We start from the raw sequence: 16,126 nt of genomic DNA, 5'->3' as shown, positions 1-16,126 counted from the left end.
TAGAGTCTACACTTTATTTGGTAATAGTTATAAGCTGTTTATCTACAAATTCTATAGACTCTGTCAGCGGATCGAAGGATGGCAGATGAAGAGCCCGGTCAAGCAATGCATTGCGTTCCATCCACGTCTCACTATCCCAGCAGGAGTATATCTCTATACTTTCTCCTTCAGACAGACGTTCGTCCATGAGGGAGAGCAGCAGGTTTAGGCACTTTAAGTTTTGTTGGTAGAGTTCAGGATAACCCGCGCGGATTTCCTCAGTGATATTGCAAGCCTCGCCATTGAAGCCGTAGACATAGGGCTTAGTGATGATCTTGTTCTCTCTGAAGGGCGGGTAGAGGAACTCTCCAATCTCTAGCCCTACAGCATCCAGTTCGGTTTCATACACCTGTACCTTGGTGTCATTCAGATGAGATAAGTCTATAATATTATGAAGTGCGTTCTTGTCATCAGTCAGGTGAATTTCTGAGTACTTTTGGTACGAATAATGATAGCCGAAATATCCGGTCGGCAGCGGCCAATCCGCTCCTAGGAAATGTGCCAGTGTCATTGTAATTCCACCTCATCATAGGTAATTATGCATCGTTAAAATGCTATCCCAGCCACACTTCCGCCAGCCTGCGGATTCCCTCATCAATCAGATCCTCGGCAATCCCGCCGAAGCCCAGAATGAATTCCGGTTCATCGCAGTCCGGCGTATCACACCACGTATACGACATAGGCGTAACACGGATACCTTCGGCTTCCGCTGCTGCAGCAAGCTCCCGTGCACTGCCCGCTGCGGGCGGTTTCAGGGTCAGGAGAAGATGAAATCCGGCATCCCGTCCGCTGACGGCTGCTGCATCGCCGAAATAGCGCTGGACCGAGCGCAGAAGCAGGTCATGCTTGCGCTGATAGAGCAGCCGCATCCTGCGCAGATGTTTCTCGAAGTGCCCTCTTTCCATAAAATAATGCAGCGCAATCTGATGCAGCCGCGAAGCCGAGTGCTCCAGATACAGCTCGCTTCTCAGGCTGTGATAGAGCGGCAGCAGCTCCTCCGGCAGAACCATATAGTGAATGCACAGGGCAGGAGTTACCGATTGCGCGAAGCTGCACATATAGATTACCGGACTGTCCGCTTCAAGTCCCTGAAGCGCAGGAATGGGCCGTCCATGATAGCGGAACTCCCCGTCATAATCATCTTCAATGATATAGCCGCCCGCTGACCGGGCCCAATCCAGCAAGGCGAAGCGTTTGGCTACCGGCATCGCCATGCCTCTGGGAAACTGATGGGAAGGGGAGATGTATACGGCGTCAGCCCCGCTTCGGTACAGCTTCTCTATCATCAGCCCGTCTTCCTCCAGCGGAATGGGCATAATCTCATAACCACCGCGTTTGAATGCTGCGGGCAGCAGGTGATACCCCGGGTCTTCTATTCCGAGCCGCGTCACCCGTTCTTTAAGCATTAGGCATAACAAAGAGCACAGCGTATACTGGTCGCCGCCGACCACAATTTGCTTCTCTGTACAGCGCAGCCCACGGAACTGCCGCAAATGGGCGGCAATGCTCCCGCGGAGCGCCGGCTCCCCCTGCGGATCACCATACTGGAGCAGGTCCGGATTCGCGAGCTGTTCCTGGTAGAGGCTGCGCCATATTTTATGCGGAAATAAAGAGAAATCATTCCGTGACATGTGGAAATCATATGCGTATTGCCGCGAATCGCGCGGAGTAATGGGACGGACAGCCGGACGTGGCCGCTCTTCGGCTTCTGCAGGGCTGCCATTCCTATGGACTGGCAGGATAGTGTAACCGCTGCGCGGTTTGCTGGCGATGAAGCCCTCGGCAAGCAGCTGCTGGTAGGCAAGCTCGACAGGAGTGGCGCTGATACCGCATAATGCCGCCAGGCGGCGGATGGAAGGCAGGCGTGTACCACTGGGGAGAGCGCCGCCGATAATCTCTTTTGCAAAATAATCATAGAGCTGTATATAGTAAGGAATTTCGCTGTGATCATTCAGAGTAGGGACAAGCAGCATCATACACCTTCGAATCTGTCCTTTGAAATTAGACGTTTTTGTATATTTTATAGTATGCAGATCTGCATTACCATAAGAGCTATAACAACAGTCGGGAGATGACGGGAATGACCAGACATTCAGCGCTTGTAACAGGCAAAAAGGTATATCTGCGCCCGCTTAACGGGGAAGACGCCGAATTGTATTACCATATGTTCTACGGCACGGAAGTCCGCAGACTTACAGGTACGAAAAAGCATATCACCAAAGAGCAGATAGAGAATTATATCGCGCGCAAATCAGGGGACGACAGTACGGTGCTGCTGCTTATCGCCCTTAGGGAGACTGATGAGGTGATCGGCGATATCGCCATTCAGGATATAGACCCTGACAACCGCAGTGCAAATCTGCGGATCGCCATCGGTGAGGAGCGGCATCAAGGACAAGGGTATGGACGGGAAGCACTGCTGCTGATGCTGGACTACGGCTTCGGCATTCTGAATCTGCACCGGATTGAGCTGGAGGTCTATAGCTATAATGCCCGCGCTGCGCATGTGTATGAATCAATCGGTTTTGTCCGTGAGGGTGTACGGCGCCAGACGCTCTATTATAACCATGAGTACCATGATGTGATTATGATGGGCATGCTGGATAGCGAATACCGTGAGCGGTATGTGAAATAGGGAGGGTAAAGCGGACCTGCGAAAGCTGATTCAACAATAACGCAGGTCCGGAAGAATTGAAGAGACTATGTACAAAAATGTTAATAAATAAACGTATTCTTGACTCTCTTTGACCGCAGGAAATAGGGGATCCAGATCACAGCATAAATGAAGGACCGGAAGATATCCGTATAAGAGGTATCATCCGGTATGATACCGGAAAGAGTAGTCTGTACATGGCTGAACATGAAGGTATCTATGGTATTAAGTAAGATGTTATATACAATGAAAGATATAGATATGTATTTGAATAATTTTTTATGTTTGAGACCCAGGTACAGAATGAACAGGATCATTACGACCTGAATACATACTAATACCGTTTCTATCACAAGACTAGGAAGCATTGAAGCGACGTAGTAGCTACTGTCAGGGTCGCTTAAGGCCTTCAGAGCCGAATAATGAGAAATTACCATAAAGCATTCGCACACCCGCGAAGAGTGAGAGAACAATACCTATTGCGAAAAGTCCTAACCAGCCTCCGGAGCCGGAAGGCTCTGATTCATCTGCGGGCTGGTCTGAGGATTCCAGGACCCCTTCGGAAGCAGCGGCGGCCTCATCATCAGCTGGTCTAGCTTTCTTGACGCGCAATGGCCTAATTAATCCGCCGGTCGCCCACCCGATAATTCCTCCAAGCCCTCCAATCACAATAGAAATAATAACGTTAGGATCTGCTGCATAAGTTCTATGTAGAATAAAACCTATGACGAAGAAGATAATGCCCAGTCCTGCTTTTGCCACTTCATCACCTCATCATATCCGCATTGGCTGCGGGATTTTTACTATGACGTTTATATCGACAATTCCCACTAGTTCCTTTAATTTACTTGTTATATTTTAGGCGCTAGTTCTTTATTTTTACTGTGGCGGTGAGGGCGTGGATAGTAATCATGTGAAATAAAGTATCAAGGTCAAATAAGGTCAAATAATTAATAATGTTAAAATTTATACTAAAAAACGAGCCGAAACGCCGGGATTTACGGGATTTTCGGCTTATATGAGTTTTGTCATCCGTGTAGCCGGCGACTATAATAAAGCCATAGGTCAAATAAAGTCAAAGTCAAACCAACAACAAATTCAAAGTCAAATGAGAGGAGAATGGATAATGTTTGATTTGGTTCCTTTTGGTAAACGCAGAGATGATGCTTTTGGTGTGCTGGCTAAGTCGCTTAACGAAGTGTTTAATGATGATTTCTTTGCACCGCTGACAAGCTCCACGCTGTCCTTCCGGACAGACATCCGCGAGAGTGAAGGGGCGTATCTGATTGAGGCCGAGCTTCCGGGCTTCAAAAAAGAAGAAATCGACATCGATTATACCAGCCCTTACTTGACGATCAAGGCAGTACGCAAAGAAGAGAACAGCGAGGAGAACAAGGAACATCAGACTGTGCGCCGGGAACGGCGGTATGGTGAGTATGTGCGCCGCTTCTACGTTCAGGATATTGCGGAGGAAGGTATCCGCGCTTCACTCAAAGACGGGATGCTGAGCCTGGAAGTGCCGAAACGGCAGAAGTCGCAGGGCAAACGGATTGAAATTCAGGATGGCGGACATTCTTCAGACGCGCAGCTTCAGTAAGCGGCAGGTGCAGCTTACTGGTGAACGGTCTCCGGGGGAAGCGGAGAGCCGGAGCGCCGGGGAAGGATGTAGGAAGGCGAAGGAAGCAGGACTTCCAAGTCTGGCTGAAGCAGCCGGGTTCAGCGGGGTTCCCGGGCTAAGCGGCTTCTGCCGCCGGCCTATCCGGTCCCCTGCGGCAGAGTGGTTTCGCCGGGCTTTTCATATAGCATGATCATACAGGGCGCATTGTAGTGGGGATACCGGCTATGATGCGTCTTTTCTCGGAGAAAGGGACTTGGTGAATAATCATCGGCACCGGGAATAGGCTTGTTACAGGGCGGAATGCTATAACCTATAGAATAAGCTTCCCAATATACGAAAGGAGGAGGTACCAGTGGCGGCAAATTATTACGAGACTCTGGGCGTCGGCAGGCAGGCCTCGAAGCAGGAGATCAAAAAAGCTTATCAGAAGCTGGCTAAGAAGTGGCATCCCGATGTCAACAAAGCCCCGGAGGCAGAAGCCAGATTCAAGGAAGCAGCCGAAGCGTACGAAGTGCTGGGTGATGAAGAGAAGCGGAAAATCTATGATGAGGAGCTGCGCTACGGGGCCGGCTACGCTGGGGCAAGGGGTCCGCGGAGCAGCGGGGCAGCCTCCTCCGCGTCCTGGGAATCGCCTTTTAGCGCGGGCTGGAGCAGCGGCGCTGCTTCCGGCAGCAGTATTCCCGAAGAGGATCTGTTCGGGATGTTCTTCGGCAGCCGGGGGGCAGCGGACCGCGCCGGCTTCGATTTCTTCTCCGGCAGCGGCGGTGTCCGCCAAGGGGGAAGCCCTTGGGCGGATGAGTTCAGCACGATGCAGGCCCAGCTTGAGATTACGCTGGAGCAGGCTTACAAAGGCGGAAATATCAGCGTTCAGGCTGCAGGCAAAGACCTGAGTGTGCAGGTTCCGGCACGCTCGTCCGAAGGGACGGTGATCCGGGTTCCCGGCGGCGGAAGCGGGGCGGGACAGGGAGGCGACCTGCTGGTCTCGCTGCATCTCCTGCCCCATGACATCTATGAACCGGACGGCGGCGGGGATTTACTCGGCACGGTAGAGATTGCCCCCTGGCAGGCTGTGCTTGGCGGAGAAGCCAAGGTGGCCCTGCCGGACGGCAGCCAGGTGAAATTGAAGATCCCCGCAGGTATGGCAGGCGGCCGAACGCTGCGCCTCTCCGGCAAGGGGCTTAAGCGTCCTAATGGAACGAATGGTGACATCCTGTTCCGGATCGAGATCGTTATTCCGGCGGATACCTCGGAAGCGGAGAAGAAGCTGTACCGCCAGCTGGCCGATTCCGGCAGCTTCCAGGCCGGAGCCAAACGGCAGCCTCCCGGCGGGGCACAGCGGCGCAGAGCGACAACGGGGTAATGATGAATATATAACGCCGGTTATCCGGCTGACTGACATATGGAATGCTGCAGCTGGGGCTGCAGCGGCATAATTTTACGGAAAGGCGATGATCTTATGGATTTCAACAAGCTTACACAGAAGCTGCAGGAAGCCGTCGCAGAGGCCCAGTCCCTGGCTGCGGCCAGCGGACATCAGGAGATTGATAACCTTCATCTGCTGAAGGCACTGCTTCAGCAGCATGAGGGCCTGCTGCCGCGGCTGCTGCAGAAGATGAATATTCCTGCAGCCGAGCTGCTGCAGGGTACGGAGGTGCTGCTTCAGCGGAAGCCCAGCGTAAGCGGAAGCGGAGCGGGCACGATGCGGCTGTATGCCTCGCCTGCGCTGATCGCCATGCTGGAGCAGGCCGAGAAGGAAGCGGCCAAGATGCAGGACGAATTCGTGGCCGTAGAGCATGCTGTGCTGGCGATGGTCTCGGACTCCGGCAGCGGGAACCGCGAGCTGCGCGGGCTGTTCACGGGCCGGGGCGTTACCCGGGAGAAGCTGCTTGGGGTGCTGGCCGAGATCCGCGGACACCAGCGGGTGACGAGCCGGGAGCCGGAGGCCACCTATGAGGTGCTGGAGAAATACGGCCGTGATCTGGTGGCCGAGGTGCGGGCGGGCAAGGTTGATCCCGTGATCGGACGGGATGCGGAGATCCGCCGGGTCATCCGTATCCTCTCCCGCAAAACCAAAAACAACCCCGTACTGATCGGCGAACCCGGTGTAGGGAAAACAGCGATTGTGGAAGGGCTGGCCCACCGGATTGTCCGCCGGGATGTGCCGGAGGGGCTGAAGGACAAGACGATTTTCTCGCTGGATATGAGCGCACTGATTGCCGGAGCCAAATACCGCGGGGAATTCGAGGAGCGGCTGCAGGCCGTACTGAAGGAAATCCGCGAAAGTGACGGCCGGATCATCCTGTTCATTGATGAGCTGCATACGATTGTCGGTGCCGGTAAGACCGAAGGGGCCATGGACGCGGGCAACATGCTGAAGCCGATGCTGGCCCGGGGTGAGCTGCATTGTATCGGGGCGACGACGCTGGATGAGTACCGCAAATATATCGAGAAGGACCCGGCGCTGGAACGCCGCTTCCAGCAGGTGCTGGTCAGCGAGCCGGATGTCGAGGATACCATCTCCATTCTGCGCGGTCTCAAGGAACGCTTCGAGGTGCATCACGGAGTCAAGATCCATGACAGCGCCCTCGTCGCGGCCGGTGTCCTGTCGAACCGCTATATTACGGACCGGTTCCTGCCGGATAAGGCGATTGACCTGGTGGATGAAGCCTGCGCGATGATCCGCACGGAGATTGATTCCATGCCCGGTGAGATGGATGAGGTGACCCGCCGCCTGATGCAGATGGAGATTGAAGAAGCCGCGCTCAAAAAGGAAACCGACGATGCCAGCGCGCGCCGTCTGGAAATCCTGCAGCGGGAGCTGGCCGACCTCAAGGAGAAGCATCTGGGCATGACCGTCCGCTGGGAGAAGGAAAAGTCGGCGATCCAGGGCATCCGCGAGCTGAAGAAGCGGTTAGAGCAGGCACGCAAGGATCTGGTCGATGCACAGGAGATCTATGATCTGAACAAGTCCGCCGAGCTGAGCTACGGCATAATTCCTGATCTGGAGCGGCAGCTGAAGGCCGCAGAGGAAGCCGCGCAGCAGGATCAGGAGACCCGGCTGCTGCGTGAGGCCGTGACGGAAGAGGAGATCGCCGACATCGTCTCGCGCTGGACCGGCGTCCCGGTCTACACATAACTATAGTCTATGCCCATACTATTTCATCAATCCTCCAAATATCTCCATCCTTTCGAATCACAATCCTCTGGAATATAGACTGCATGATATCCTTCTTTGTGCGCTGTTCAAATAAATCCCAGTTCTCTTTCATATCATTGATCATCTTGACGGCTGCTTCAGAGGACAAATGACTAACAACCTGTTTGGGGATTGTGGATAACTTCTTCTCAATTTCTGTAATCATCAACATCTCTGCCTGCATGCGCTTGCTGAAATCTTCATACGGCATGTTCCCATCACCGTAAGCCATTTGCCAGCGTTCCCGCCGCGCTTCACTTTCCCGTATTGCTTTTCTGATCTCAGCTTCTTCGTCATTTTGTTTCGAAGGTACATGCTTTCGCGTGTATTCCTCGCCTTTGGCAAAGGTTGTCTTGAATATGAGATTCGCTAATTTCTTCTCAGAAATTCCGCCTTGATCGCAGATGCCGGCCCTTGCTTTACCACCGCATGCATAGTGTCTTGCATGGCTTGGTGTTCTTTTGTCTGTCAATCCGGTGTACGTATATCCGCACTTTGCACATTTAACAATTCCACCGAATACATAATCGTAGGAGTTTTGAGAGATGAGGCCTTCTCTCTTTCTCTCCATGATTACCTGAACTCGATTAAATAACTCTGGATCTATGATAGGCTCATGAGTGCCTTGTCTGACAATGGCCTCATCGTCCTTTTTGAACTTGTTATGCACTTGTCCACAGTAGTGCTTATTGCCAAGAGAGAGCATGACCTTGCTATGATCCCACTTGGACCCTTTGTTTCGGCGTATCCCCTGGCGGTTGAGTGACTTGGCTATTTTTGGAGAACCGTCACCAGCAGCGTACCGTTCAAACATCCAGCGCACCCATTTAGCTTCTTCTTCTTTAACTATTAAGTCCCCGTTATCCTGTCTTTCGTACCCGTACAAATCTACTGTTATGTTATGTAACCCTTTTTCTGCGCGTTTCTTCATCCCCTTTGTGACTTCTTCGCCCAAGTTTTCCCGGAACATCTGAGCGAAGATCCCCAGCAGGTACACAAACATACGGCCCATAGGGTTAGATGTGTCGATTTGCTCTGATAAGCTGATTAATTTCACGTTCTTCTCGTTAACAAGCTCTACAAGGCCGTACAGGTCCGATATGTTACGCGTCAGCCGGTCAAGCTTATGAACGATCACGCAATCAAACATACCTGCCTTTAGGTCACGGATTAGCTCCTGTACGCCGGGTCTCTTCAGATTCTTGGCCGACACGCCGGGATCAGTGTAAATCTTAAATATCTGCATTTTATTATCGTTAGTGTATGCGATTAACTGATCGTGCTGGGCCTCAAGGGAATATCCTTCCTGGCTCTGGCGTTCAGTAGAAACGCGGGTGTATAGGGCTGCTCTAATTTTACCAATCGGTGTACCGTCTGCTTTAACAATCATGCTGTTCACTCCTTGTCTTTATATGTCTGTATTGTAGGGGAGGGGGAACAAAAAGACCATACCCGGATTGAGTATGGCCGCTTTTATTAAAATCCATTTTCATTTAGCCAAACTAATAACCCTGCGATATTTACTCCATCTGAAATAGTCGAATTTGTAGTTAAATGCCCAAATATTTCTCCATTGTAAACAATAGCAGGCGGTGTAGAAGCTAGTTCATTAAATGCGCTTTCTGAGGAGAATTTGCTTCCGTAGGTTCCATATTCATTCCAAATACTTTTAGTTTGATATTTACTTCCATAAGTTCCATATTCGTTATATATAGAATCTTTGTCATATTTGTCGGTTGTCAATTTTCCTAAATATACCTTAAGATCATTTGAATAAAGAGAAGGATAAGTTTTTTGTACATTGCTAGTTTGATTATTACTTGCTGTAGAACCATTTGTAGATGTTATAGTAACAGTTTTTGTTGTTTGATTCCACGTATATTGGATACCTACTTGGCTCAGCATACTGATAGGTATCATTGTTCTTCCATTTAGACTTACTGCCGGTACATCGTTTGTCGAAAGAGTTTTACCATTATACATTATTTTGATGATGTCATTTCCCTTGTAGCTTCCCCATATACTAGCCGCGTTTACTATTCCGGTAAATAATAAACTTAACAAAATGGAAACGATAAAAACTTTGTTCTTCATAATATATTTCCCCTTAATATATCCGCATCGGCTGCGGTATTTACTGTTCGTTCGTAGTTATTTCCCAACACTTACTATAAATCCCTTGTCATATTTTGCGCAATGATAACTTTACTGCAATAAAGTATGATTTAACTACCCACGTTTTGGGTAGGAGGGCACATCATGAAATTACTAACAGTGCGAATGAACGATCGAAAGGGAGACGACACAGATTTTGTTGAGTTAGATATTGGAGACGTAGATTACATTAATGTATGGCACCGCACAAAAAACTCTTACGGAGTACCCGCATTCCATACTTTTTACGGATCTTACATCTGTCTTTGTAACTTGGGAGATTTAGGCAAAGCCCTTAAACATTTAGGATTTGAACTAATGGATCAATCGACTATCATCAATACAAAAAATGTCGAACAAGTAAAGTCAATTGATAATAATGGATCAGTAATTAAATTTGTTAGCGGATTGAAAGTTCGGATACGCAAGCATATTTGATATGTGATTGTCAACCCCTCCACTGTTGTTGGACGGGTACAATCGTTCGACCTAGTTCGACAGCGTTTTCATAAATATGATGATATATTAACGACATAAAGTAATTAGTACTAAAGGGCAGGTGATTGTTGCAGAATTATGTATTATGATTGAATCAAGTTCGCGGTTTGTTGAACTGATCACCGGGTCGGAGCAGCATTGCTGCTCAAGCCTACTCTTCAACGATTTCATAGAGGTCATCCATAGAACACTTTAGTGCTCTTGATATTGTCATCAATGTCGGAAGGGACATTTTCCTGCTATCGTTTGCATATTCCGAAATTTGAGACTTTGCGATACCTGTAATATCGCTAAGCCATTGTTGAGTTTGACGGATCTCTTTTAATCTTTGTTTGAGTAGGCAACGACCAGGTACATAACCCATGTCGATGTCACCTATATTTTTTTATTTAAAATAAGAACATACGTTTTGTTTAACCCAGTGATGTGGTAATATTAACAGAGCATCGCTGTAAAAACTCTAAGGGGTTGTTGAAATGGATGATCTGTCTAAAAGGTTGGCTGGTAAAATAATAGAGATAAAAGGGATGCATATTGATGAAGACTATCTCATTGATTTCTTTTATTCACGGACATTTTCATCTTTGCAAGATGCTGAACCAATTCTCTTACAGCCGACTCCACAACAGGATCATCCTGCAAACTAACCTTGAATTCTGCTTCTGCCTCTTTAATGATCCTAACCATAACATCTTCGGGGAGCGTATATTCGCTCTCTTTTTTGTCCCTTCCTTTTAACCAATCCAAAGAAACATCATATAGGTCAGCTAGTTGTGCCAATGTATCAGAGTCAGGATCTCTGTAATTCCTCTCATATCCTGAAATTGTTCCATTTGATACACCGAATTTATCTGCAACCTCTTGTTGTGTTAGTCGTTTGTTTTCTCTCGCTTGCTTCAACCTTGCTCCTAAATCACTCATCGTGATCCTCCCTTCAACTATTAATATACCAATACTGAGCGTTACGCATAACAAATTAAGCGATAAGCATAAAAAACTATTGACTAAGCGTTACGCGTATATTATATTTAACTCACAAGTTAAGCGTAACGCTTAGTCAACCGGAGGTGATAAAATGAACTATGTAATTAAAAACATTGAAATTATTAGAAAAAGTCGCGGTGTTACAAAAGCGCATATCGGATCTTCATGCAATAAGACAGGTGCTTGGTATGGCGACATTGTTAAAGGGCGCAGAAGAGTATATCTAAACGATCTGTTGCTAATCGCTGCTGCACTTAACGTAGATGTAAAGATTTTTTTTGATCAAAAACTAAGCGAAACGCTTAATTCAAAAAAAACAGCCTAGGAGGAATATGTATGAATCAAATACAAAAATTCATTTACAGCAATCAAGAAGTCCGCAGCACGGTGATTAACGGCGAACCATGGTTTGTTGCTAAAGATGTATGTGATGTTCTTGAACTTACAAATAGTCGCATGGCAATCGATCGTCTGGATGAAGACGAAAAGGGAGTAAGTTCAACTGACACCCTTGGTGGAAAACAAAATGTAACCATCGTTAATGAATCCGGCCTGTACTCCCTAATCCTCGGCAGCCGAAAACCTGAAGCGAAACAGTTCAAGCGCTGGATCACACACGAAGTCATCCCAAGCATCCGGCAGCATGGTGCATACATGACACCAAGCACAATCGAGAAGGTACTCACTGACCCTGACTTCATCATCAAGATGGCGAACCAGATGAAAACGGAGCAAGAGAAGAACAGGCTGCTGCAGCAGAAGATTGAAGCTGACAAGCCAAAAGTTCATTTTGCAGAATCGGTGGAAATCTCTAAAGACTCTATCCTGGTGGCCGACCTTGCAAAGCTGCTGAGACAGAAAGGCGTAGAGATCGGCGAACACCGGTTGTACAAATGGATGCGCGAAGAAGGTTATCTGATCAAATCCGGTTCTGAGTATAACCGACCTACGCAACGTTCTATGGAACTCGGGTTGTTCGAAGTAAAAACGGGACACCGTGGCAGTTCAGACGGAACGATTAAGTTAACATACACCTCCAAAGTAACCGGAAAAGGTCAAATCTACTTCATTAACAAGTTTTTAAAGGCAGCATAGGTTACTAATCTATCAATCTAGTATCAATTATATACCGACACCAATCGACTTAAAAGGATAAAACTACCAAGGAGGTGCGATATGAAAGCGATCAATGTAGAGCCTGGACACCCCGTAAAGATACCTGTGAACAACTTATCGCCGGAGTTGCTGCTGAGAATGTTGGCAGAGGTTGAGCAAGCGAAGCAGAAAGGGGAGAAGAAAGTTGGTTGAACTCGTGGTACTACCGGTGCACCAGCGGCTGGCTGAGCTGCACATCATTGCTGATAAGCGCCCGCTTAATCCGGATGAGCAAGTTGAGTTGGAAGATTGCATGCAGATCAACGCAGACGTAATGCACGAGCTAGCAAAGATCAAGATTGCATCGAAGCAAGCGTTTAAGACGGGTGATGTAGAGTGGCAGCATGACATCTGCGCACGGATCGAGGCAGTTAGCAAGAAATTCATTCGAGGGGGAATTTACAGTGGCTAAGAAGCAATCGGAGATTCGGAAATTCACATCAGTGTACACCTTCAAAATTCCAAATGAGCCTAAATGCGGCTGTGGCCGTCCGGCAGAGTACGAGGTATACGATCACCATGAACCACACTGCCAATCCTGCATGCTTGATGCGGTAGATTGCCAGATCCCAGTGATGGTACGGCGCATTGAGGGAGGGTTTGACGATGCAAGCTGAGACGGAGTTCATCGTAGATACGGAGTGCGGCCGGCACTTCTGCTGGTCGGCTCCAGATTATGAAGGATTGATCAACGCGCTTCACTACCGGGGATACAAACCAACCTTTATCATGCCGTATGACGAGTTTCAGAAGCAAATGGAACAAGGTAAAGCCTACATCGAAAGAGAGCTGAAAGAATCTGCTTAAGACGGTAAGTGACATATTGGAGCATTACGGGAAGGAGACAAAGGAGGATGATACCACAGGATCGGAGCCTGTACCTGGAACTAGCGAAGCAGAGGCCGAATGATAAACGATGGGTTCGCACGTGCTTTAAGAACTACGCAAGGGTGCTAAAAAGAGAATGGGCAGCCGTTGGAGGGCCACCCATGTCAGTTGCTTTATAAAATTGATAATTTGATTATACCAAAACTTTAGGAGGAATGGAACATGCGTGAATTCGAAGATTTGGCACAACTCTCTGATTATATCCGACAACTCGAAAGTGAGAACGCTGATTTGCTTGAGCAAGTAGCTATGTTGTCTGGAGAAGTTGAACACTATGAGGACCCATACAGATGAAGACCCGGGACGAACGTATCCGGTATGTCATACAGCACAAAAACGGCTGGTTTATCAATGTAAAAGGTGAGCGCAAGGATGATTTCATGTCTGCGACACGGCTCACGGAGGACGAAGCAGCGGTGTTCCTGACCGGACACTATGCGCCGGCCAACCCGGAGGACTACCACGCACAGCCGGTGCGGATCACATATGAATTGGAGGTCGAAACGAATGTGCAACAAGAGTGATTCCATTGTAAATCTAGCGAAAGCGCTGGTTGCGTTCAACCTTGAGGTAAAGATCATCGAAAAGGACGCGAAGAACCCGCATTTCAAAAACGATTATGCAACCCTGGACACCATTATTGACGAGGTCCGGCCGTTGTTGGCTAAGCACGGACTGGTAATCATGCAGTTCCCGGGCGGTGACGGTGAGCATTATACCCTTCGGACCATGCTTGTCCACGAATCCGGGGAGTTTATCGAGTCTGAACCATTGACAATGAAGCCCGTGAAGAACGATCCGCAAGGTATCGGCAGCTGCACGACCTACGCCCGGCGCTACAGTTTATCCGCCATGCTGTCGCTTAACACCGGGGAGGACGATGACGGCGAGAAGGCAACGCACTCCAGCACTCCAGCACAGCCTCCAGCAGCCACGCCAAGCGCCCCAAGACAGGCGAGCAGCACAAATACACAGTCCAGTTCATCGGGGCCAGCAGCGCTTATCAGTGCGGCTCAGATTAGCTATTGCCACAAGATCAAAAACGATAAAGGGATCTCTGAAGATGATTTCAGAGCCATGATCGCGGCCATTCCTGGCCGGGAGAGCATCAAGGAGTTGACGAAGTCCGAAGCCAGCGTGTTCATCAACAAACTAAACGCGATGTGAGGTGTTCGTGTGAAGAAGAAGCCAAAGAAGAAGGTAGCCCCATGGCGTGAGGGCATACTTGACCACCACAAGCGCCACAACCGCCTGAGAGGCGCGATTACGAAAGTTACTGGTGAGGTTAGGGGTGAGGTCAATCGGCGCTCTATGGAGCTTATGGGCACGGACGTAGCGGTCTGTGAGCGCTGTGGAACATCGAAGAACCTCAGTAAGGGGCATATTGTCGAAGCATCACACATGGGGCCGGGTTACGATCCGGCCAACATCATGAACCTGTGCGGCACCCATGGATTTAAAGGCACCTGTCACGATTGGGCGGACAACGACTTCTCCGGCCGGCAGTGGAAGAAGCAATACGGCGCAATGCTGCGGCTCTACTACAGCGAGGGTAACGGTAAAAACTACTGGAGTTACAAGGAGGAAGCCTGATGAAGCTGTGGGATCAATTCTTAGACTTGAAAGCTCAAATTCACAACATCGCCGCAGACGAAGATAAACGGCACGAAAACGCACGCTTCCTCCGGTCTATAGAATCTATCGAACGAACCTTGAAACGCTCTCTCAGAGGCGCTGAGTACCGTATTCTGTTTACCCTAGACGATCCGCAGGCTGAGCTTGTTAAAAATCTACTGAAAGAGGCGAAAGAGAATGAACAGAGATATTAAATTCAGAATATGGGATGAAGCTGAACGCCAAATGATGTCTTGGGAAGAAGTAGACGAACGCGATAAAACGGGCGTCTATCAATTTCTTGACATGATCGAAGAGGACGGTTTCGAGGTTATGCAGTACACGGGCCTTCATGACAAGAACGGCCGGGAGATTTATGAAGGTGACATCGTCAAAGGTAAACATATCGAAATACCTATTCACTGGGAGAACATTGGAACTGATCTAGTTGGTAAAGTTGTCTATAAACCGGGGATGTTCAGGATAATCGGAAAGACGAAAACATCTGTGAAAACAGAATCAGGAATACATTCAGGTTATGAAGTCATCGGCAACATCTACGAAAATCCTTCACTCCTGGAGGTCACCCCATGAAACAACTCGTAACCCGTGACCAGCACGGAACCATATGCACCGTGCGTGAAGAGACTCTGCCCACCTTAAACGACATGTTGCTGCGTGTATGCGGGGCAATCCTGCTGCTGGCTGCGGCACTGGCGGTGCTGATATGACCCGCAAAGAGACGCTGCTGAATCTGGATGAACTGCTCAAGGTGTGCAGCAGCTGCACTAAGAAGAAAACAGCCGGATACCTATCTACCCAGCACAACCGGTTCCAGCACTATTGCCACAATACCTGTAAGACAGGAAAGAAGCTGCAGCGCATCGCAGATGATCTGGACGCAGAAGTCCGGGCGCGGCGGAAGCAAAAGAAAGGGATGAGCGCATGACAAGCGAGGAACGTATCAGATCTGAAATCGAGGTTTGGGAAAACGCCGCAATCGTTTATGCAAATGCTCTTGCTGAATGTGAAAAATACGGCGACTACGGCGGCCGGCAATACAACGAACATATGATTGAGTATTGCCGGATTAGAGCAAAAAAGCTTGATGTGGATCTGCAGCAGTTAAAGAGTGCTTAATCCGGGATATATTCCAGCAGATCCCCGACATTACAGTTTAAATGGAAGCACAGCGTATTGATCGTATTGTAGTCAATGCGCTCGTTCTTCCCATTATAGATACGGTACAAGGTTGGCAGGCTGATTTCAGTAGTTACTGCAAGGTCGCGGACGCTTTTTATATCTCTTTCAGCCATTAATATGTGCA

28 protein-coding genes and 1 pseudogene are annotated in these 16,126 nt (G+C 48.9%); 20 read left to right on the top strand and 9 right to left on the bottom strand.

All coding sequences use genetic code 11. From position 1 onward, the window contains the following. Nucleotides 1-13: 13 nt before the first annotated feature. Together NSU14_RS30830 and pdxR are read right to left on the bottom strand one after the other, a co-directional pair. A complete protein-coding gene (locus NSU14_RS30830; protein ID WP_076243490.1) occupies nucleotides 14-550 on the bottom strand; it encodes a hypothetical protein in 537 nt (178 codons plus the stop codon). 43 nt (nucleotides 551-593) lie between these two features. After that, nucleotides 594-2,015: a MocR-like pyridoxine biosynthesis transcription factor PdxR gene (gene pdxR / locus NSU14_RS30825; RefSeq protein ID WP_340948366.1), complete on the bottom strand. Its 1,422-nt coding sequence runs from the start codon at nucleotides 2,013-2,015 to the stop codon at nucleotides 594-596. 104 nt (nucleotides 2,016-2,119) lie between these two features. Between pdxR and NSU14_RS30820 the strand changes: the two genes are divergently transcribed. Continuing rightward, on the top strand, nucleotides 2,120-2,674 hold the full coding sequence (locus NSU14_RS30820; protein ID WP_076243492.1) for a GNAT family N-acetyltransferase: 555 nt from the start codon (nucleotides 2,120-2,122) through the stop codon (nucleotides 2,672-2,674). 80 nt (nucleotides 2,675-2,754) lie between these two features. On the opposite strand, the gene NSU14_RS36085 is transcribed toward NSU14_RS30820, so the two are convergent. Both NSU14_RS36085 and NSU14_RS30815 read right to left on the bottom strand, forming a co-directional pair. Further along, the gene (locus NSU14_RS36085) at nucleotides 2,755-3,129 is read right to left on the bottom strand and encodes a DUF2569 domain-containing protein (RefSeq protein WP_445670072.1); all 375 of its coding nucleotides are present in this window, start codon (nucleotides 3,127-3,129) and stop codon (nucleotides 2,755-2,757) included. After that, on the bottom strand, nucleotides 3,083-3,454 hold the full coding sequence (locus NSU14_RS30815; protein ID WP_340948365.1) for a hypothetical protein: 372 nt from the start codon (nucleotides 3,452-3,454) through the stop codon (nucleotides 3,083-3,085). The genes NSU14_RS36085 and NSU14_RS30815 overlap by 47 nt, the downstream gene beginning before the upstream one ends. 364 nt (nucleotides 3,455-3,818) lie before the next feature. On the opposite strand from NSU14_RS30815, the gene NSU14_RS30810 reads away from it, so the two are divergent. The 4 genes and pseudogenes from NSU14_RS30810 to NSU14_RS30795 all read left to right on the top strand — a co-directional run. Beyond that, nucleotides 3,819-4,289, top strand: coding sequence for an Hsp20/alpha crystallin family protein (locus NSU14_RS30810; RefSeq protein WP_042231820.1), 471 nt, complete (start codon nucleotides 3,819-3,821; stop codon nucleotides 4,287-4,289). Next, a complete protein-coding gene (locus tag NSU14_RS30805; RefSeq protein WP_042231823.1) occupies nucleotides 4,255-4,500 on the top strand; it encodes a hypothetical protein in 246 nt (81 codons plus the stop codon). The genes NSU14_RS30810 and NSU14_RS30805 overlap by 35 nt, the downstream gene beginning before the upstream one ends. 162 nt (nucleotides 4,501-4,662) lie before the next feature. Further along, nucleotides 4,663-5,670, top strand: coding sequence for a DnaJ C-terminal domain-containing protein (locus tag NSU14_RS30800; RefSeq protein ID WP_340948364.1), 1,008 nt, complete (start codon nucleotides 4,663-4,665; stop codon nucleotides 5,668-5,670). A gap of 96 nt (nucleotides 5,671-5,766) precedes the next feature. After that, a pseudogene (locus NSU14_RS30795) lies at nucleotides 5,767-7,437 on the top strand (AAA family ATPase); the annotation flags it as partial. Between the two features lie 16 nt (nucleotides 7,438-7,453). Here NSU14_RS30795 and NSU14_RS30790 read toward each other — a convergent pair. After that, nucleotides 7,454-8,896 (bottom strand): recombinase family protein, encoded by a 1,443-nt coding sequence (locus NSU14_RS30790; RefSeq protein WP_340948363.1) that lies wholly within the window; start codon nucleotides 8,894-8,896, stop codon nucleotides 7,454-7,456. An 86-nt stretch (nucleotides 8,897-8,982) separates the two neighbouring features. Then, complete coding sequence (locus NSU14_RS30785; protein ID WP_340948361.1) at nucleotides 8,983-9,600, bottom strand: stalk domain-containing protein; 618 nt, start codon at nucleotides 9,598-9,600, stop codon at nucleotides 8,983-8,985. A gap of 165 nt (nucleotides 9,601-9,765) precedes the next feature. Here NSU14_RS30785 and NSU14_RS30780 point away from each other — a divergent pair, with 165 nt between their 5' ends. Then, a complete protein-coding gene (locus NSU14_RS30780) occupies nucleotides 9,766-10,098 on the top strand; it encodes a LytTR family transcriptional regulator DNA-binding domain-containing protein (protein WP_340948360.1) in 333 nt (110 codons plus the stop codon). 211 nt (nucleotides 10,099-10,309) lie between these two features. On the opposite strand, the gene NSU14_RS30775 is transcribed toward NSU14_RS30780, so the two are convergent. Both NSU14_RS30775 and NSU14_RS30770 read right to left on the bottom strand, forming a co-directional pair. After that, a complete protein-coding gene (locus tag NSU14_RS30775; RefSeq protein WP_340948359.1) occupies nucleotides 10,310-10,522 on the bottom strand; it encodes a helix-turn-helix domain-containing protein in 213 nt (70 codons plus the stop codon). A 185-nt stretch (nucleotides 10,523-10,707) separates the two neighbouring features. Beyond that, nucleotides 10,708-11,079, bottom strand: coding sequence for a helix-turn-helix domain-containing protein (locus NSU14_RS30770; RefSeq protein WP_340948358.1), 372 nt, complete (start codon nucleotides 11,077-11,079; stop codon nucleotides 10,708-10,710). A 154-nt stretch (nucleotides 11,080-11,233) separates the two neighbouring features. Between NSU14_RS30770 and NSU14_RS30765 the strand changes: the two genes are divergently transcribed. The 14 genes from NSU14_RS30765 (at nucleotide 11,234) to NSU14_RS30700 (ending at nucleotide 15,939) form a co-directional block, all read left to right on the top strand. Beyond that, entirely contained in the window at nucleotides 11,234-11,467 is a 234-nt protein-coding gene (locus tag NSU14_RS30765) for a helix-turn-helix domain-containing protein (protein ID WP_340948357.1), read from the top strand. Nucleotides 11,468-11,478: 11 nt separating this feature from the next. Next, nucleotides 11,479-12,237 carry a phage antirepressor gene (locus NSU14_RS30760; RefSeq protein ID WP_340948356.1) on the top strand — a complete coding sequence of 253 codons (759 nt, stop codon included), beginning with the start codon at nucleotides 11,479-11,481 and terminating at the stop codon, nucleotides 12,235-12,237. Nucleotides 12,238-12,318: 81 nt separating this feature from the next. Continuing rightward, on the top strand, nucleotides 12,319-12,450 hold the full coding sequence (locus NSU14_RS30755; protein ID WP_340948354.1) for a hypothetical protein: 132 nt from the start codon (nucleotides 12,319-12,321) through the stop codon (nucleotides 12,448-12,450). After that, on the top strand, nucleotides 12,443-12,709 hold the full coding sequence (locus NSU14_RS30750; protein ID WP_340948352.1) for a DUF7667 family protein: 267 nt from the start codon (nucleotides 12,443-12,445) through the stop codon (nucleotides 12,707-12,709). The genes NSU14_RS30755 and NSU14_RS30750 overlap by 8 nt, the downstream gene beginning before the upstream one ends. A 194-nt stretch (nucleotides 12,710-12,903) precedes the next feature. Then, nucleotides 12,904-13,104 (top strand): hypothetical protein, encoded by a 201-nt coding sequence (locus NSU14_RS30745; protein WP_340948351.1) that lies wholly within the window; start codon nucleotides 12,904-12,906, stop codon nucleotides 13,102-13,104. Nucleotides 13,105-13,347: 243 nt separating this feature from the next. Continuing rightward, nucleotides 13,348-13,479, top strand: a complete 132-nt coding sequence (locus tag NSU14_RS30740) for a hypothetical protein (RefSeq protein ID WP_340948349.1) — start codon at nucleotides 13,348-13,350, stop codon at nucleotides 13,477-13,479. Continuing rightward, nucleotides 13,476-13,709 carry a hypothetical protein gene (locus tag NSU14_RS30735; protein WP_340948348.1) on the top strand — a complete coding sequence of 78 codons (234 nt, stop codon included), beginning with the start codon at nucleotides 13,476-13,478 and terminating at the stop codon, nucleotides 13,707-13,709. Before NSU14_RS30740 ends, NSU14_RS30735 begins: the two co-directional genes overlap by 4 nt. Beyond that, nucleotides 13,693-14,352 carry an ERF family protein gene (locus tag NSU14_RS30730; RefSeq protein WP_340948347.1) on the top strand — a complete coding sequence of 220 codons (660 nt, stop codon included), beginning with the start codon at nucleotides 13,693-13,695 and terminating at the stop codon, nucleotides 14,350-14,352. The genes NSU14_RS30735 and NSU14_RS30730 overlap by 17 nt, the downstream gene beginning before the upstream one ends. 153 nt (nucleotides 14,353-14,505) lie before the next feature. Beyond that, the gene (locus NSU14_RS30725; RefSeq protein WP_340948346.1) at nucleotides 14,506-14,778 is read left to right on the top strand and encodes a hypothetical protein; all 273 of its coding nucleotides are present in this window, start codon (nucleotides 14,506-14,508) and stop codon (nucleotides 14,776-14,778) included. After that, nucleotides 14,778-15,014, top strand: a complete 237-nt coding sequence (locus tag NSU14_RS30720) for a hypothetical protein (RefSeq protein ID WP_340948345.1) — start codon at nucleotides 14,778-14,780, stop codon at nucleotides 15,012-15,014. The genes NSU14_RS30725 and NSU14_RS30720 overlap by 1 nt, the downstream gene beginning before the upstream one ends. After that, entirely contained in the window at nucleotides 14,998-15,393 is a 396-nt protein-coding gene (locus NSU14_RS30715) for a YopX family protein (protein WP_340948343.1), read from the top strand. The genes NSU14_RS30720 and NSU14_RS30715 overlap by 17 nt, the downstream gene beginning before the upstream one ends. After that, nucleotides 15,390-15,530 (top strand): hypothetical protein, encoded by a 141-nt coding sequence (locus NSU14_RS30710; protein ID WP_340948341.1) that lies wholly within the window; start codon nucleotides 15,390-15,392, stop codon nucleotides 15,528-15,530. Before NSU14_RS30715 ends, NSU14_RS30710 begins: the two co-directional genes overlap by 4 nt. Continuing rightward, complete coding sequence (locus tag NSU14_RS30705; protein WP_340948338.1) at nucleotides 15,527-15,748, top strand: zinc-finger domain-containing protein; 222 nt, start codon at nucleotides 15,527-15,529, stop codon at nucleotides 15,746-15,748. The genes NSU14_RS30710 and NSU14_RS30705 overlap by 4 nt, the downstream gene beginning before the upstream one ends. Continuing rightward, entirely contained in the window at nucleotides 15,745-15,939 is a 195-nt protein-coding gene (locus NSU14_RS30700; RefSeq protein ID WP_340948337.1) for a hypothetical protein, read from the top strand. Before NSU14_RS30705 ends, NSU14_RS30700 begins: the two co-directional genes overlap by 4 nt. Here the strand turns inward: NSU14_RS30700 and NSU14_RS30695 are convergent. Beyond that, on the bottom strand, nucleotides 15,936-16,115 hold the full coding sequence (locus NSU14_RS30695) for a helix-turn-helix domain-containing protein (RefSeq protein ID WP_340948335.1): 180 nt from the start codon (nucleotides 16,113-16,115) through the stop codon (nucleotides 15,936-15,938). The genes NSU14_RS30700 and NSU14_RS30695 overlap by 4 nt on opposite strands. Between the last annotated feature and the right edge of the window lie 11 nt (nucleotides 16,116-16,126).

Source organism: Paenibacillus sp. FSL R10-2771 (assembly GCF_038000205.1).
Taxonomy (GTDB): Bacteria; Bacillota; Bacilli; order Paenibacillales; family Paenibacillaceae; genus Paenibacillus_AQ; species Paenibacillus_AQ phytohabitans.
Note: the sequence above shows the minus strand (reverse complement) of the source record. Positions and strands in the feature narration are given on the sequence as shown.